Genomic DNA, 14,470 nt, shown 5'->3' on the forward strand with positions numbered 1-14,470 from the left:
AAAGTGCTCCTGAATAGTCTGAAAGATAGAAAGATTGACAGGATCAAATTTGTCGGTTATTACAAAAATGTTCCTGCTGGAAAAATCAGCTTGTTTTCTTCTGATCTTCTCGTTGAGATCGATAAAGGTCCTTCTAAGAATCTCGTCGTTTTTGAATTAGAAATCAACGGAGAAAAGAAGCACGTTTTCATCTCTGTTCAATGAGCTTTGAAAGTTCTTCGACGTTTTCAAGCACTATTTTGAAAAACTTGAAGGCTTCCGTATCCACTTCGGAATTTCGGTCCATAAAGTAGTACATCACCTTCTTTTTAAATTGCTCCCTTTCCTCGGCAGACATCTTGAGAATTTGAGTGACTATTACTTTGATTCTCGAATCTTCCTCCATTACTTTAACTATTTCTCGTATTTCCGGCTTCATCACTCATTTTTGTTATTTTCCAGAAAGACTTTGAAAGAAATACCTGTTCTCACATCATCCCCTATTTTGATTTCAATGAAACCCGGTACAACGAAGAGATCCTTTCCGGATTCTTCCAGAAATCTTCTTGCAACTGCCAGAGCCTTTACTGCCTGGTTCACTGCACCAGCACCGATAGCCTGAATCTCCACCTTTTCACTCTTGGTAAGGGAACCCGCTATCGCACCGGCTACCTTGTTGGGGTTCGAGTTCGAACTGACCTTCAGGATTTCCATCCTACCATTCCTCCTTACTCACGGGTTTCTAATCTGCATTTTATCATAAAAGAATTGGAGATTTCAAACTTGTTCCAAACTGACTTCTCTCAGGTATCTAGCAGCATCTTCTGGTGGCACTATGTTTATGTAAAATCCCGTTCCCCATTCGAAGCCCGCTACTTTTGTCAATCTCGGGAATATCTCTATGTGCCAGTGGTAATAATCCTTGCCTTCAAGACTCGTAGGAGCGGTGTGGATCAAAAGGTTGTAGGGCGGATTATCTAAAGCGGCGTATATCCTGTAGAGAACGTTCTTCAGGATCTTTGCAAGAGACCCAACTTCATCCTCAGATATCAGGTGAAAGCTGTTCATGTGTCTTTTTGGAAGAATCCACGTTTCGAACGGAAATCTGGCAGCGAAGGGTTCCAGAGCTATGAAGTGATCGTTTTCCTCAACGATTCTCTCCCTCTCTTTCTTCTCCTCGTCTATGATATCGCAGAAAGGACATCTTTCCTTGTACTCGTAATATTCCTTGGAACCGTCGAGTTCTTCCTGAACCCTCTTTGGCATGATGGGGAGTGCGATTATCTGGCTGTGAGGGTGGCTGAGAGAAGCTCCTGCGTCCTTTCCGTGGTTCTTGAAAATCAGTATGTATTTTATTCTCTCATCCTTCATGAGCTGCTCGTATCTGATCTTGTAAGCCCAGATGACTTCTTCCACGTTTTTGTAATCCATAACGGCAAGGTGAGAATTGTGATCGGGAGTTTCAACGACCACATCGTGGTAACCAAACCCCATCGCTGCATCGTACATACCTCTTCCGTATTTTCTCAAAGGCACGTCGGGATCAACCGCTGGGAACTTGTTTGGAACAACACGCACCCACCAGCCGGGTGTGTTGGGTTCTGTGTCGGCAGGCCTGAAGGCGAAAATCTCCGGTGGTGTGGTGTGTTCATTACCGTAATCGAAGGGACAGAAGCCCTCCCGTACTTCTTCTACTTTCGTTCTTGCAAAATCGTGGGGCCTTTTCGCTCTCTCGGTGGCTATGATAACCCACCTTTTTATAATGGGATCCTTCCTGAATTCGGGCATGCTTTCACCTTCCAACCTTTGCAAGGGCTTTTTTGTAAAGATCAACGTACTCTTTGGCAGACCTGTCCCAGGACAGATCCGTGTTCATGGCGTTTGTCATGATTCTTCTCCAGTGATCTTTTTCCCTGTAGTAAAAGTGCAAAGCCTTCGAAACAGCCTTCAACAGATGAGCAGAATCGTACTTCTTGAATCCAAAACCCGTTCCTTCCATCGATTGTGGATCGTATTCTTTCACAGTATCTGCCAGGCCTCCCGTGTATCTCACAACGGGGATTGTTCCATATCTCATGCTGAACATCTGTCCCAAACCGCACGGTTCGTATCTGCTCGGCATGAGGAATATGTCCGCACCAGCGTATATCTTCTGCGCCAGCTCGACATCGAATTTTATGTTCGCTGATACTTTGTCTGGATACCTCTCCTGGAACTTTCTGAAGGCGTTTTCGTACTGTTCGTCTCCCGTTCCAAGAACAACGATCTGAAGATCGAAGAGCATCAGATAATCCATCACATCAACCAGAAGGTCCAGACCTTTTTGAGGGACGAGTCTGCTTATCAACCCGGCTACAGCCGTTTCCTTGTTAACGGGAAGTCCCAGTTCTTCCTGGAGTTTCACCTTGTTTTCCCACTTGAGTTCAAGACGATTCACATCGTAGTTGACGTAAATGTATCTGTCCGTAGCTGGGTTATAAAGCTCGTAATCTATTCCGTTCAATATACCGTAGAGATCTTTCGAACGCATTCTCAGTACACCCTCGAGTTTCTCGCCGTACTCTTCCGTCTGAATTTCCTCGGCGTAAGTGGGGCTAACCGTGTTTATCACATCGCTGAACACTATTCCACCCTTGAGGAAATTCAGCTGTCTGTAGAACTCAAGGCCGTCGATAGTGAAAACATAATCGGGAAGGCCTGCAAAAGAGAGGTACTTCGGATCGAACACGCCCTGATATCCAAGGTTGTGTATCGTCAAAACCGTGGCCGTTCTGGAAAAGTAAGGATCGTCCCTGTAAACGGTTTTCAAATAGACAGGAATCAGAGCGGTTTGCCAGTCGTTCACATGGACGATATCGGGCTTCAAATCAAGATGTTTTACCAGATCCAGAGTAGCTGCGCAGAAGAAAATCGCCTGTTCACCAAGATCTGGCCCCGCATAGACATCTTCCGCGGAGAAATAGTAATCGTTGGCAACGAAATACGTTTTCACATCGCTACCGGGAAGAACGGATTCGTATATATCGAACTTTTGATCGGTTTTGACATGAGAAACAGAGAGACCTTCGGCTACTTTCTTGATCTCATACCCAAATTTCTCTGCATTTTTTTCAACGATTCTGTGTTTCGGCATAACTATCGTGACATCCACCCCGTGTTTCTTCAAATACTTTGGAAGAGTTCCAGCAACGTCCGCCAGTCCTCCTACTTTTGCGAACGGAAAAACCTCGTAAGAAACGAATACTACCTTCATTTTTTCACCTCCAGTTTCAGCGGTGCGTCGTGTGGAAAAACTAAAAGATCGATCCTTCCAACTCTGTCAAGGAAGTTCTTAACCTGAACACTTCCGTACCCTTTGATTATATCATAGTAGCTAAGCCTGTTAGGTGTTATATCCCCCGTGATCAGCACTCTTCCCGCATTCTCCGTATCGAGAAGAAAAGAAAGGTGCTCTCTGGCGTGCCATGGGGTGTGAAACACCTTTACTTTTTCATCGAACAGCGACTCTTCTCCCTTCAGAAGCACCACATTCTTCCACGAAGAGATCACTTTTGAATAGATTCTTCCCACGATCGTACCAAAAGAAAGATAGTTCTTCGTTTTGTAAGCTTCATGAACATAGAAAGTAGCATTCTCGAAGAGGACAGAGTTGAAGATATGATCGAGATGCACATGCGTGAAGAGAACGTCCGTTATATCATCCGGGGAGATTCCCAGCTCAGAGAACTTTTCTTCCAGTTCGTCCATAGAAGAGAGGTTACCGGGGTCGATGATGATTCTTCTGTCCTTGTGTTCCAGATAAACGACTGTGGAAAAGTGAGCGTTCAACCTTCCTGGAACGAAAACGCTTCCTCCCGTTACGAGGATTTTCAATTCCACTCGGTATCACCCCACAAGGTAACTCAAAATCGCCACGAACAAACAGTAGTAAGAAAACTGCCATATCTTTCCAGATCTCACAGATCTTGAAAGCACGTAAAGAGCGAAAAGGCCAGAAAGAAAAGCAAAAATCGGTGCCAGAATGGTTATATTTCCCTTTTCTAAGCCGAGGATTCCTGCACCCAGAACGACGGGTATGGACATCAGAAAAGAGTATTGAAGAGCATCTTCACCTCTGTACTTCATGAACAAAAGAGAAGACACTGTGATTCCACTTCTCGAGATACCCGGAAAGAGAGCAAAAAGCTGGGCAATCCCAACAAGAAGGGCATCGAGGAAACTCATGTTTTCCATTCTCTTTTCACCAGACGAAGAATACCTGGTAAACATCAGGATCAAAGCGGTTACAGAGAAAAACAGAGGGAGGAAGCGTGGCGAAGAAAACAGTTGATCGATTTGTTTTTCGAAGAGAACTCCAAAAACGCCAGCCGGAATGGTTGAAACAATCAGATTCAGGATGATTCTCCAGCTTCTCAGGCTCCTTCTTATACCATCGAACGCAAAAAGAACAACGGATACCAGCGTCCCAAGATGCAGAACAGCCGTCTGGTAAGCGTTCAGATCCGTCTTTAACAGATGCGACAGAAGAGTCAGGTGTCCGGAACTGGAAACGGGAAGAAACTCAGTCAACCCCTGTATTATTCCGAGCAGCAGATCCACGTCAGAACCCCTCTTCCTTTTCGATGGATTCTATTTTTATCCCAAGACTTTCAAAAAGCTTGATGAGTGTTCCTTCATCTACCGCGTCCACTTTGATGAGAACCTCTCTCTTGCCATCTTGTGACCTTGTTGTGATAACGGATAAGATGTTTATGTTACTGAGCGCTAAGGCATCTACAACCTTCCTCAACTCTCCAGGTTTGTCCTCGAGAAGGACAGAAAAACGGATACCAGGAACGTCCATCGCCAGGGCCTCTATGAGCGCTTCGAGAAAATCGTGAAGACTCACAGCACCCTTGAGGCGCATCTCTTCATCAACCACCGGAAGGTAAGGCTCCTGGTGCTCCAGAAACAGGAGAAGAGCGTGGGTGATGTTGTCTTCTTCGTGGACGAAAAAGTCTGGAAGAGAAACTTTATTGAATACAGAAGAATCGAGATCCAGATCCAGCAAATCCTCTTTGTTCACCACTCCTCTGAAATAACCCTCCCGATCTGTGACAATACATTCGTTCGTCTGGTACTGCCTCATCCTGTGCAGACATTCTCTCACTGTAGACGATTCTTCAACCATCGGGAAGTCCTGGGTGACCCATTTTTTTGACTTTCATCGTTCCACCTCCTCGAGTAGTTCATTCAGATAGTGTTTGAGACGTTCCAGAACGAACTCTTTTGAAACACGTTCTTTTATCTCTCCCTTCACGAATATAACAGCTCCATCCCTGAGACCGGCCACTCCCAGATCGGCATCTTTTCCTTCTCCAATACCGTTCACAACACATCCCATAACAGCTATTTTCAATCTCTTTTGAACGTGAAAGAAATTCTCTTCGATCATCTTCGCCATGTTTTCGACATCTATTTCTGCTCTGCCACAAGTGGGGCAGGCTATCACCTCCACACCTTCCCTGAGACCGAGGGCTATGAGGATTTTCTTTCCGACGATAACCTCCCTCACTGGATCTCCAGATATGGATACCCTTATGGTGTCACCTATGTTTTTCAGAAGGAGATGACCTATAGCAATGGAGGATTTAACAACGGCCGTTTCCGAAACTCCCGCCTCGGTCACCCCAAGATGGATGGGATATTCGATCTTTTCAGCAATGTACTCGTTCGCCTTTATCGTTTCGAGTATATCTGAGCTCTTCACCGAGACGACGATATCATAGAACCCTTCCTTCTCGAGTAGTCTGACTTCCTCGAGAGCGGATTCTGCCAGATCTTTCCACCTTTCTGAGGTTCTTCTCTTTATGGATCCCACGTTCGCTCCAACACGAATGGGAATGCCTTTTCCTTTCGCAGCCGCGACGACATCCTTCAGCCGATCCCTACTCATATTACCTGGATTGATCCTTATTTTGTCTGCTCCATTATCAATCGAAAGAATAGCAAGCCTGTAATCGAACTGAATATCCGCAACAAGGGGAATCTCTATCTGTTCCTTTATTCGTCTGATTGCTTTCGCATCTTCTTCATCTTGAACGGCCACCCGAATGATCTCACAACCAGCCCTTTCAAGGCGTTTTATTTGGGAGATGGTTTTTTCCACGTCGGCCGTCTTCGTCGTGGTCATAGACTGAACACTCACGGGGGCGCCTCCTCCGATCACCACGTTCCCGACTTTCACACTCTTTCTCATATTCCCATCATCCTTCCTATGTCGAGGAACGTGATGTAAAGGAAGAGTATCATGAGAAAGATGAACCCAAGAAAATGAATGATGTTTTCGACCTGGGGATTGAGTCTTTTTCGAGTGATCATTTCCACAAGCGAGAAGATAATGCGACCACCATCGAGCGCCGGAAGTGGCAGAAGATTCAAAACACCCAGACTGATTGTTATCACGGCCACAACTGTGAGGACTGCCTCCAGACCCGTTTTGGATGCCGCGCTGATCACGCCCGCCAGTCCCACCACTCCCACTATCTGTCCTGTCTGAACATTCCTGAAGAAGTTCTTCAGAGAAGAGGCAGTCGTCAGTAACACATAGTTGCACGCCTTCACAGAAAGATTCACCGCTTCCAGAGGATTCTTCGGTTTATAACGGGGAACACCCATCTCCAAGAGATCGGGCGTTTCGAGGATGTTCTTCAAAAATGAGGCCTCCACGTTTTTCTCTATCGTGCTGTCACCCCTTTTTATCACTACTCTGACGCTGCCTGAAAGTCCTCTCCACCATTCGAGATCATTTCCCTGCAAACTCACCATCATGGCGTCTTTTCCCAGTGTCAGCCTCTGATAAAGCACCACCAGATCCTGCCATCCTTCTATCTCCTGATCTTCCACCCGGACTATACGATCTCCCTTTTTAAAGACGAAAAGCCCTTCTTTAAAATAAATGTCCTTTTTGAACACAGGAGCGAGCCCGGAGAAGGATATTCCGATCATATATCGGGCCGGAATTTCGTTGAACTGCTTCAGAATTCCCTTTACCGTTCCTCCTTCGAACTCAAGAACCACGTATTCGTTCACAAATTCTTTGAGAACAGATGTGTCTCTGTTTCCGTTAACTGAGACGAGTTTTCCCGAAGGAGTTCCTTCTGCACTTTCGAGAACGAACTCGTACGTTTCGGGATACATTCTGGGGATTAACCTGAGAGATTTCTTCTCACCATTCCTGATGATAACCAGTTCAACAGGCAGTCCTTTCTGAATCTCGTTCGAGATGATCGACGTGTCGAAAGCGATCTTTCCGTTTATGGAATAGACGACATCTCCTCGCCTCAGTTCAGCTTCTTCTGCGGGACTTCCCGGCACAACTTCATCTATCCCGGGAAGCGCGATTCCCCAGTTAAGAGTGATAGGGAGAAAGAGGAGATAACCCGCGAGTATTGAAAAGAGAGGACCCGCAAGGGTGATCAGAAATCTCTGCCAAGCGGGTTTCGCGTAGAAACTCTTTTCTTTCTCTTCCTCGTCTGCTATCTCTTCTCCTTCTTCGCCGAGCATTCTCACGTATCCACCTATGGGAAAGACGTTTAGTCTGAAGGTAGTTTCCCTTCCCTTCACAGAAAAAATCTTTGGTCCAAATCCAATCGCGAACTCCAGAACCTTCACTTTAAAGAGCCTCGCAAAAAGATAGTGGCCGAGTTCGTGGACCATTATGACACCCGTCAATATCAATATGAAGTAGACGATAACCATTCTGTCACCCTCTCCGCTTTTTTTATCGCTTCGAAATGAATTCGCTCCACATCATCCAGCGTTCGTGGCTGTGGATATCCTTGAAACTCTTCGAGAGTTTTCTCTATCACTCTGTGGATACCACCGAACCTTATTCTCCCCTTCAAAAAGGCTTCGACTGCCACTTCATCTGCCGCGTTGAAAGCTGTTCTCAGAGCGTAAGAATCCTTTATCTCTTTCAGAAGAAAGAACGCAGGGTATTTTTCGGGATCGGGATCTTCAAAAGAAAGGCTGATGGTCCTCAGAAAAAACGGTTCAAGAGCGACGCGTCTCGGATAGAAAAGAGCATAACTTATCGGTATTCTCATATCCGGTGGTGATACCACCATTTTGACGTTTCCATCGGGCAAAACCACCGCTCCGTGAACCAGCCCCTCTCTGTGTATCTTCACTTCTATCTTCTCGAAGGGCAGCTCGAAGAGCTCCATGGCTTCCAGAACTTCGAACGCCTTGTTCACCATTGTTGCAGAATCTACCGTTATACGGGCTCCCATATTCCACACGGGATGCCTGAGCACGTCTTCAGGTCTTGCTCTATCGATCTTGGAAATCTCCCAGTCTCTCAAAGCACCTCCAGAAGCTGTCAAAACCACCTTTTCCACTTCTGGTTCTATCACCTGAAAGATGGCACTGTGTTCACTATCGACCGGAATGAGTTCAGTTCTTTTCTCTTTGAGTTTTTTCTTCACCAGAAATCCGCCGCACACGAGAGATTCTTTGTTTGCAAGGCACACCCTTTTCGAGTGCTCCAGAGACGAAAGCACCGCCCTCAATCCACTGAATCCCGAAACTGCTACCATTGTGATGTCAGGCTTCAGCGCTTCCAGCATCTCTTCTATGGAATGAGGACCTTTCCAGACGTTGATCGAACTGTCTTCGAACTCCACATCACCCGTGACCGCCACGTTTTTCACGTTGAATTCCTTCACGATCTTGAAGGCCAGCTCCAGATTGCTGTGAAACGAGATGCCTATCAATCGAATTCCCTTCACTTTTTTCAACACATCGAGCGTCTGAGTCCCTATGGATCCAGTGGCACCCAGTATCACGAGGGTTCTTTCTTCCATCTGAAGTAGATCAAACCTCCCTTCTTCACTTCTATTGTGACTCTATCCCTCACAGCTTCGTTGCTCACACCGTAGGGTTTTGTGATGGGCATAACGGCATCCTCAAGGGTGTATTTGAAGCCTTTGAGAGTCACACCTTCTGCGTCGCCACCGAGCGGTAGTATGGACCACTTTTCCCCAGGAACAGCGGAAAGAGTTTTTGCTCCTTCCACGTAACCAACCGTAAGAGAAGATGATTCAAGGGTTGTGTTTTTGAAGCGTTTTAACAGGTAGAAAAGAGCGAGCACCATGTCGAGGCGTTCTCCCTTCCATCCGAAGACAACCTTTTCTTCCTCTTCAAACTCTCGAAGTGCAAGTTCAAGGTCTATTTCGTCCTTCTCTCTTGGAAATATCTTCAGCGTTACCCCGTGTTGTTTCAACCACTCCATGGTTTCCTCTTTCGCCGAATCGGCATCACCTATGAAAAGATCTGGTACAATGTTTCTTGTTCTCAGGTAGTTCGCTCCTCCGTCCACCGCCACAATTTTTTCACAACGGGAAACATCCACGAACTCTTCGTAGGAACCGTTTGCAAAAATACACACCATGGATTTCTACTCCTCCTTCTCGTTCAAGGCCCTGATATAATTCTATCAGGAGGCGGTGTTTTCGATGAGAGTGCCGGGAAACATTTCTGTTCAGACGGAGAATGGAAAGGTAGTGAAAATTATCTTGGGATCGAACGAAACAGAAGGTCCGGAGGAGATTCTCCGCGAAATAGAAGAATACCTTTCAGGTCAAAGAAAAAGCTTTTCATTCCAGGTAGAGATCAGAGGCACACCCTTTCAGAAAAGAGTCTGGGAAGAAGTTCGAAAAATCCCGTACGGTGAGACGAAAACTTACAGCGAGATAGCAAAAAAACTCGGAACGTCCCCCAGAGCAGTGGGACAGGCTCTTTCGAAAAACCCTCTTCCTCTCTATATACCGTGCCACAGGGTGGTTTCTAAGAAAGGACTCGGTGGTTTCAGCGCAGGCTTGGAATGGAAGAAATACCTGATCGATCTGGAGAGAGCCAGGAAATGAAGAAATTCCTTTTATCCCTCCTCATAGCTTCACTTTTGACTTTTTTCTTACTGTGGGGTCTTTATTTCTTCTTCACAAAAGACCTTCCTCCTCCCGAGGAGAAACTTGTGCCGACCATCAGACTGTTTTACAGTGACGGAACTCCACTGCTTGTCTCCAGGAACATCTGGATAGATCTCTCCGACGTTCCAGAGAAATTCGTTGAGATACTCCTCACCTCCGAGGACGAGGAATTCTACAAACATCCAGGATTCGACCTCATGGGATTTCTGAGGGCGTTGATCATTGATATAAAGACACTGAGTTTCTCACAGGGCGGAAGCACCATCACACAGCAACTCGCCAGGACGCTTTATCTTTCGATGGACAAATCCATCGTCAGGAAATTGAAGGAAATCTTCATATCCTTCTGGCTTGAACGCATAAGAACCAAAGATGAAATCCTCGAGATGTACATAAACTCCGTCTATATGGGGAACGGAATATACGGATTCCAAACGGCCTCTCAACTCTACTTTGGAAAGGACCTCTCTGATCTTTCGGTACCGGAGATGTGTGTTCTCGTGGCTCTGATCAAATCCCCCGAGAATTTCAATCCTTTAAAAGATCCCGAGACCTCCCGAAAGAGGGCGAAGATCGTCCTGGACAGATTACTGACGGAGAAAAAAATCAGCACTCAGGAATACGAGAATTACTCTGCGGAACTTTCAAAACTCGAGTTTCACACGCAGCAGATGAACGTGGACGAGGAACTCTTCTGGAGGGTCGTGAGAGAAGCCCAGGACCTTGGATTTTCGCTGAACGAACTCAGGTACGGCTACAGGGTTTATCTCACATTGGATAAAGAACTTCAGAAAAAGGTGTACAACACGGTCGAAGATGATAAGACAGCTTTTGTTGGTGTGAAGGTGAAAACAGGAGAGATAGTGGCTTATCGAGGAGTCGGCCTTCAATACGGAACCGGATGGAGACAGATAGGATCAGCCATAAAGCCCCTGTATTATTACTATGCCGTTCTCAAGGGAAGAAACCCTTCCGATCTTCTTTTAGATCTTCCCCTGAAGATCGGAGAGTGGGAACCAGAAAACTTCGATAAAACTTTCAAAGGATCAGTCAGTTTGAAGGAAGCGCTCGTCGACTCGAGGAACATTCCTTCTGTGTTACTTTACTCGTATTTGCAACCAGAGAGTGTGAGAAATTTTATAACGGAAGTATTGAAGCTGAGAGCCAGATATCCAGACGACCTCACCGCTTCCCTCGGTACCGTGGAAACCGCCCCGGAAGAAGTTGTGAAGGTTTATTCAGCCATCTTCAACGGAGGAGTGGTTCTGGAACCGTACATCATCGACAGAATAGAAGACAGAAACGGAAAGATCGTCTACAGAGGATACCCAAAAGTCCTGTCCGTCGTTCCGTCTTTCGTGAGATCCCCTCAGGAAGCGAGTGAAATATTGAAGGGTATTTTAAAGGAAGTGGTTGAGAGAGGCACCGGTGTTCGGGCAAAGATTCCGGGAAAAGAAATCGCGGGAAAAACAGGAACGGCAGAAAAGAACGCCTGGTTCATTGGAGGAGATGATGATTACATCTTCGCGGTGGTGAAGGACGGGGAAAACCTTCTTGGTGGAAGAGATTGCGCTCCAGTGTGGAAAGAAATAGCGAGCAGCTGGGAGAAGTTCGAGGGAGATCTTCGATACAAAAGACTAGACAAACCGGGAATTTCTCTTATTGACGATAGAACAATAGAATATCTGGACTACGCGAGACTGGTTGAACTGGTCAATGGGTCAAAACTTCCTGTAAGCGTTCTGGTCAAAATTCTACAGCTCATGGACTACAATCATCAGATTGAATTCCTCTCAAAATTGAACAGCGTGGATCCGATACTGTCCCTTGAAATCTGGAAAAAGTTTTTGATGGAAGGAGGTTGAGCGATGGTCCTGTTCGAAAAACCAGGAAAGGAGAACACAAGAAAAACCCTCGAAATAGCAATTCAAAAAGCTTCTGAGCTTTCTTCAAAAAAGCTGTTGATCGCTTCCGCTACGGGTTACAGTGCCAGAATGGCCCTCGAGATGATTCCGGAAGACATGAAACTCGTTGTGGTGACGCACCACGCGGGCTTTGAAGAACCTGACACCCAGGAATTCGACGAAGAATTGAGAAAACTGCTGAAAGAAAAGGGTCACGATGTTCTCACAGCAACGCATGCCCTCTCCGCGGGTGAAAGGTCTCTGAGAAGAAAATTTGGTGGAATCTATCCTCTTGAGATAATAGCGAACACGCTGAGAATGTTCAGTGAAGGTGTGAAGGTGGGTGTGGAGATAACGCTCATGGCTGCTGACGCAGGACTTGTTAAAACGTCTGAACTGGTTGTTGCCTGCGGTGGAACAGAGAGCGGTCTCGACTCGGCAATCGTTGTCAAGCCAGCGAACTCTCCAAATCTTTTCGATCTAAAGATCACGGAAATTCTCTGTAAACCTCTGATTTCTTGAGTTTCTGAGCGAAGTTTTTTATCTCCTGGATCTCTTCGTAACTCATACCGTGCTTCCACCAGAAGGGAAGAACCGTGTTGTTCAAAAGAACGGGATCGATATCCGGGTCCAACTTCCCTTCTTCGATGAGTTTCTGCCAGTCTTTTGTTCCCGGAATGGGAGTGTATTCGTTTATGGAAATACCTATTCCTTCACTTAAACACACCTTGACGGCGTTCAGCACATCCTCTTTCGTCTGCCCCGGCATGTTCACCATGATGTACGCTGAAACTTCTTTTTCGGTGAAACCAGCTTTCCTCAAGATCCTGGCTGCGCGAACGAGGTCCTCATCGTAAACCTTACCGCCTGTTTCCCTCTGGAGCCTTCCAGAAGTTTCATAGCCCAGTTTTATCGTCCTGAAGTTCGCTTCTTTCAAAAGGAAGGCCGTTTCTTCATCGAGAAGACGTGCATGTATCCCGTTCGGGAGATGAAACCGTACAGGCCACCTCTTCTCTACGATCAGTTTGAGAAGATCTTTGAACCTTCCCGAGGCCAGAATAGCATCATCGAAAAAGACCACATCTTCAACTTTGAAAATGTTCAGGTACTTCTCTATGGTTTCAACCACTCTCTCCGGTGTTCTTACTCTCAAACCGTTCCAGAGTCGGTGAACAGCGCAGTAAGAACACCTGAAAGGACATCCAAGTGTGGTGATGAACACGAGATAACCAACTCTGTTGTAGAGTTCGTACATGGGATCGAAGACTTCGAACCAGTCAGCGGGGATTTCCTTCGATGGAAATCCCAGAGACTCTAAGAAGCTGGGAAGAAACACGAGATCGCCCTTTTCATAGACTATCGCTCCGCTCTTCTTCGCGTGTTCCGGAAAGAGCCGCGGGTAGACACCTCCCAGAAAGATCGGTACGTCGTAGCGACTCTTCAGAAAGCGAATCGTTTCACACACTCCGGGATACCAGTAACTCAACGTGGACGTGACCATTATGAGATCAACGTTTCCGATTTCTCTCAATTTCCACTCCAGAAACTCTGGAGGTGCTCCGTACCTCTTATATCTTCTTGGAACAGATTTCAACATCTCTGGTTTCTCTATAACCTGACTTGGAAACTTTCCTGTGCCGTATCTTTTGTCTTTTGGCACTCTCGCAAATCTCGGAAGATCGGGATCGTGTCTGTTGAGAAGATCCACGAGATGGACCTCGTAACCCATCCACTCCATTGCGCGAGCAACGTAAAGAAGGCCGATGGGCTTCAACCAGAAATCGTACGCCGCAAAATCGTGAATCCACGGATTAACGAGAAGTACCTTCAATCTCCGAAGCAGAAATGGTACACCCCCTTGATCGTGAGGTCCTCATCGAAGATCTCGTGTTTTATCATATCTTTCACGATCTTCGACTGACCTCCCGTGAGAACCACCGGTAAATCACCGTAAACTTCCTTCATTCGTCCTATTATCCCCTCAAGAGCGTAGACACTTCCGTTCACTACACCCAACCTGATGTTTTCTTCCGTATCCTTTCCTACAACAAAATCCGCTGGTTTTACCTCAACGAGCGGAAGTTTTGCCGTCCCCCGAAAGAGCGAATGAACCATCATGAAGAGTCCAGGTAAAATGGCTCCTCCTTCGTAAGATCCGTTCACAACAAGATCCACGGTGGTTGCCGTTCCCATGTCGATGATGATTCCGTTTTTACCGTATTCCTTGACAAAAGCGACAACATTGGCCACCCTATCAGCCCCCACTTCCGAGGGATTCTTCACGTTCCATTTCACACATCCGTCTTTCGCCTTCACCCATATCGGTGATATGTGGAAATACTTTTGAGAAAAACGCTCTATGACTGTGTTCTGAGTGGGAACGACGGAGGCCACTCCTATACCCTTTATCTCACGCATGGTATCACCCAGAAGCGGATGAAGATGTGAAAAGAGTTCGTCTTCCGTCTGAAACACACCGGTGGACAGCCTCCACCTTCTGAAAGTTTTACCATCTTCGGTGATAGAGAAGACAGAATGCGTGTTGCCCACATCCACTAGGAGGTACAAAAGTATCACCTCCGCATTTGAGATGGTGTAAAATATTTCTTACACACC

At 46.4% G+C, this 14,470-nt stretch carries 17 protein-coding genes and 1 pseudogene; 4 read left to right on the forward strand and 14 right to left on the reverse strand.

The window, feature by feature from the left end:
• Nucleotides 1-3: 3 nt before the first annotated feature.
• Nucleotides 4-204, forward strand: coding sequence for a hypothetical protein (locus CELL2_RS09395; protein WP_235231241.1), 201 nt, complete (start codon nt 4-6; stop codon nt 202-204).
• On the opposite strand, the gene CELL2_RS00145 is transcribed toward CELL2_RS09395, so the two are convergent.
• From CELL2_RS00145 to CELL2_RS00195, 12 genes and pseudogenes are all read right to left on the reverse strand, one after another.
• Complete coding sequence (locus CELL2_RS00145; protein ID WP_011942736.1) at nt 188-418, reverse strand: hypothetical protein; 231 nt, start codon at nt 416-418, stop codon at nt 188-190. The two genes, CELL2_RS09395 and CELL2_RS00145, sit on opposite strands and share 17 nt — an antisense overlap.
• Nucleotides 418-693: a stage V sporulation protein S gene (locus tag CELL2_RS00150; RefSeq protein ID WP_004080683.1), complete on the reverse strand. Its 276-nt coding sequence runs from the start codon at nt 691-693 to the stop codon at nt 418-420. The genes CELL2_RS00145 and CELL2_RS00150 overlap by 1 nt, the downstream gene beginning before the upstream one ends.
• Before the next feature lie 63 nt (nt 694-756).
• Entirely contained in the window at nt 757-1,767 is a 1,011-nt protein-coding gene (galT, locus tag CELL2_RS00155; protein ID WP_011942737.1) for a galactose-1-phosphate uridylyltransferase, read from the reverse strand.
• Between the two features lie 4 nt (nt 1,768-1,771).
• Nucleotides 1,772-3,232: a glycogen synthase gene (locus tag CELL2_RS00160; RefSeq protein ID WP_011942738.1), complete on the reverse strand. Its 1,461-nt coding sequence runs from the start codon at nt 3,230-3,232 to the stop codon at nt 1,772-1,774.
• Nucleotides 3,229-3,858, reverse strand: a complete 630-nt coding sequence (locus CELL2_RS00165; RefSeq protein WP_011942739.1) for an MBL fold metallo-hydrolase — start codon at nt 3,856-3,858, stop codon at nt 3,229-3,231. The genes CELL2_RS00160 and CELL2_RS00165 overlap by 4 nt, the downstream gene beginning before the upstream one ends.
• Nucleotides 3,859-3,864: 6 nt before the next feature.
• Nucleotides 3,865-4,578 (reverse strand): undecaprenyl-diphosphate phosphatase, encoded by a 714-nt coding sequence (locus CELL2_RS00170; protein ID WP_011942740.1) that lies wholly within the window; start codon nt 4,576-4,578, stop codon nt 3,865-3,867.
• Nucleotide 4,579: 1 nt separating this feature from the next.
• Complete coding sequence (locus tag CELL2_RS09750; protein ID WP_255327264.1) at nt 4,580-4,822, reverse strand: ACT domain-containing protein; 243 nt, start codon at nt 4,820-4,822, stop codon at nt 4,580-4,582.
• A gap of 24 nt (nt 4,823-4,846) precedes the next feature.
• Nucleotides 4,847-5,155: pseudogene (locus CELL2_RS09755) on the reverse strand (CBS domain-containing protein); the annotation flags it as partial.
• Between the two features lie 27 nt (nt 5,156-5,182).
• Nucleotides 5,183-6,217 carry a flavodoxin-dependent (E)-4-hydroxy-3-methylbut-2-enyl-diphosphate synthase gene (gene ispG / locus CELL2_RS00180; RefSeq protein ID WP_038034047.1) on the reverse strand — a complete coding sequence of 345 codons (1,035 nt, stop codon included), beginning with the start codon at nt 6,215-6,217 and terminating at the stop codon, nt 5,183-5,185.
• Nucleotides 6,214-7,719, reverse strand: coding sequence for an RIP metalloprotease (locus CELL2_RS00185; RefSeq protein ID WP_011942743.1), 1,506 nt, complete (start codon nt 7,717-7,719; stop codon nt 6,214-6,216). The genes ispG and CELL2_RS00185 overlap by 4 nt, the downstream gene beginning before the upstream one ends.
• On the reverse strand, nt 7,695-8,825 hold the full coding sequence (dxr, locus tag CELL2_RS00190) for a 1-deoxy-D-xylulose-5-phosphate reductoisomerase (RefSeq protein WP_011942744.1): 1,131 nt from the start codon (nt 8,823-8,825) through the stop codon (nt 7,695-7,697). Before dxr ends, CELL2_RS00185 begins: the two co-directional genes overlap by 25 nt.
• Nucleotides 8,804-9,412: a thiamine diphosphokinase gene (locus CELL2_RS00195; protein WP_038034044.1), complete on the reverse strand. Its 609-nt coding sequence runs from the start codon at nt 9,410-9,412 to the stop codon at nt 8,804-8,806. Before CELL2_RS00195 ends, dxr begins: the two co-directional genes overlap by 22 nt.
• 64 nt (nt 9,413-9,476) lie before the next feature.
• Between CELL2_RS00195 and CELL2_RS00200 the strand changes: the two genes are divergently transcribed.
• From CELL2_RS00200 to CELL2_RS00210, 3 genes are read left to right on the forward strand one after another with little or no spacing between them, the layout of a single operon-like run.
• Nucleotides 9,477-9,887: a methylated-DNA--[protein]-cysteine S-methyltransferase gene (locus CELL2_RS00200; RefSeq protein ID WP_038034043.1), complete on the forward strand. Its 411-nt coding sequence runs from the start codon at nt 9,477-9,479 to the stop codon at nt 9,885-9,887.
• Complete coding sequence (locus tag CELL2_RS00205; protein WP_038034041.1) at nt 9,884-11,815, forward strand: transglycosylase domain-containing protein; 1,932 nt, start codon at nt 9,884-9,886, stop codon at nt 11,813-11,815. The genes CELL2_RS00200 and CELL2_RS00205 overlap by 4 nt, the downstream gene beginning before the upstream one ends.
• Before the next feature lie 3 nt (nt 11,816-11,818).
• The gene (locus CELL2_RS00210; RefSeq protein ID WP_004080707.1) at nt 11,819-12,376 is read left to right on the forward strand and encodes a pyruvate kinase alpha/beta domain-containing protein; all 558 of its coding nucleotides are present in this window, start codon (nt 11,819-11,821) and stop codon (nt 12,374-12,376) included.
• Here the strand turns inward: CELL2_RS00210 and CELL2_RS00215 are convergent.
• Together CELL2_RS00215 and CELL2_RS00220 are read right to left on the reverse strand one after the other, a co-directional pair.
• Nucleotides 12,342-13,685: a radical SAM protein gene (locus tag CELL2_RS00215; RefSeq protein ID WP_012310280.1), complete on the reverse strand. Its 1,344-nt coding sequence runs from the start codon at nt 13,683-13,685 to the stop codon at nt 12,342-12,344. The two genes, CELL2_RS00210 and CELL2_RS00215, sit on opposite strands and share 35 nt — an antisense overlap.
• Nucleotides 13,682-14,422: a type III pantothenate kinase gene (locus CELL2_RS00220; RefSeq protein WP_012310281.1), complete on the reverse strand. Its 741-nt coding sequence runs from the start codon at nt 14,420-14,422 to the stop codon at nt 13,682-13,684. Before CELL2_RS00220 ends, CELL2_RS00215 begins: the two co-directional genes overlap by 4 nt.
• Nucleotides 14,423-14,470 lie beyond the last annotated feature (48 nt).

This window comes from Thermotoga sp. Cell2 (assembly GCF_000789375.1).
Taxonomy (GTDB): domain Bacteria; phylum Thermotogota; class Thermotogae; order Thermotogales; family Thermotogaceae; genus Thermotoga; species Thermotoga petrophila.

Coding starts and splice junctions, on each gene's coding strand:
- CELL2_RS00145 (WP_011942736.1), bottom strand. CDS start 418: ATGAAGCCGGAAATACGAGAAATAGTTAAAGTAATGGAGGAAGATTCG.
- CELL2_RS00150 (WP_004080683.1), bottom strand. CDS start 693: ATGGAAATCCTGAAGGTCAGTTCGAACTCGAACCCCAACAAGGTAGCC.
- galT (WP_011942737.1), bottom strand. CDS start 1,767: ATGCCCGAATTCAGGAAGGATCCCATTATAAAAAGGTGGGTTATCATA.
- CELL2_RS00160 (WP_011942738.1), bottom strand. CDS start 3,232: ATGAAGGTAGTATTCGTTTCTTACGAGGTTTTTCCGTTCGCAAAAGTA.
- CELL2_RS09750 (WP_255327264.1), bottom strand. CDS start 4,822: ATGGACGTTCCTGGTATCCGTTTTTCTGTCCTTCTCGAGGACAAACCT.
- ispG (WP_038034047.1), bottom strand. CDS start 6,217: ATGAGAAAGAGTGTGAAAGTCGGGAACGTGGTGATCGGAGGAGGCGCC.
- CELL2_RS00185 (WP_011942743.1), bottom strand. CDS start 7,719: ATGGTTATCGTCTACTTCATATTGATATTGACGGGTGTCATAATGGTC.
- dxr (WP_011942744.1), bottom strand. CDS start 8,825: ATGGAAGAAAGAACCCTCGTGATACTGGGTGCCACTGGATCCATAGGG.
- CELL2_RS00195 (WP_038034044.1), bottom strand. CDS start 9,412: ATGGTGTGTATTTTTGCAAACGGTTCCTACGAAGAGTTCGTGGATGTT.
- CELL2_RS00200 (WP_038034043.1), top strand. CDS start 9,477: ATGAGAGTGCCGGGAAACATTTCTGTTCAGACGGAGAATGGAAAGGTA.
- CELL2_RS00205 (WP_038034041.1), top strand. CDS start 9,884: ATGAAGAAATTCCTTTTATCCCTCCTCATAGCTTCACTTTTGACTTTT.
- CELL2_RS00210 (WP_004080707.1), top strand. CDS start 11,819: ATGGTCCTGTTCGAAAAACCAGGAAAGGAGAACACAAGAAAAACCCTC.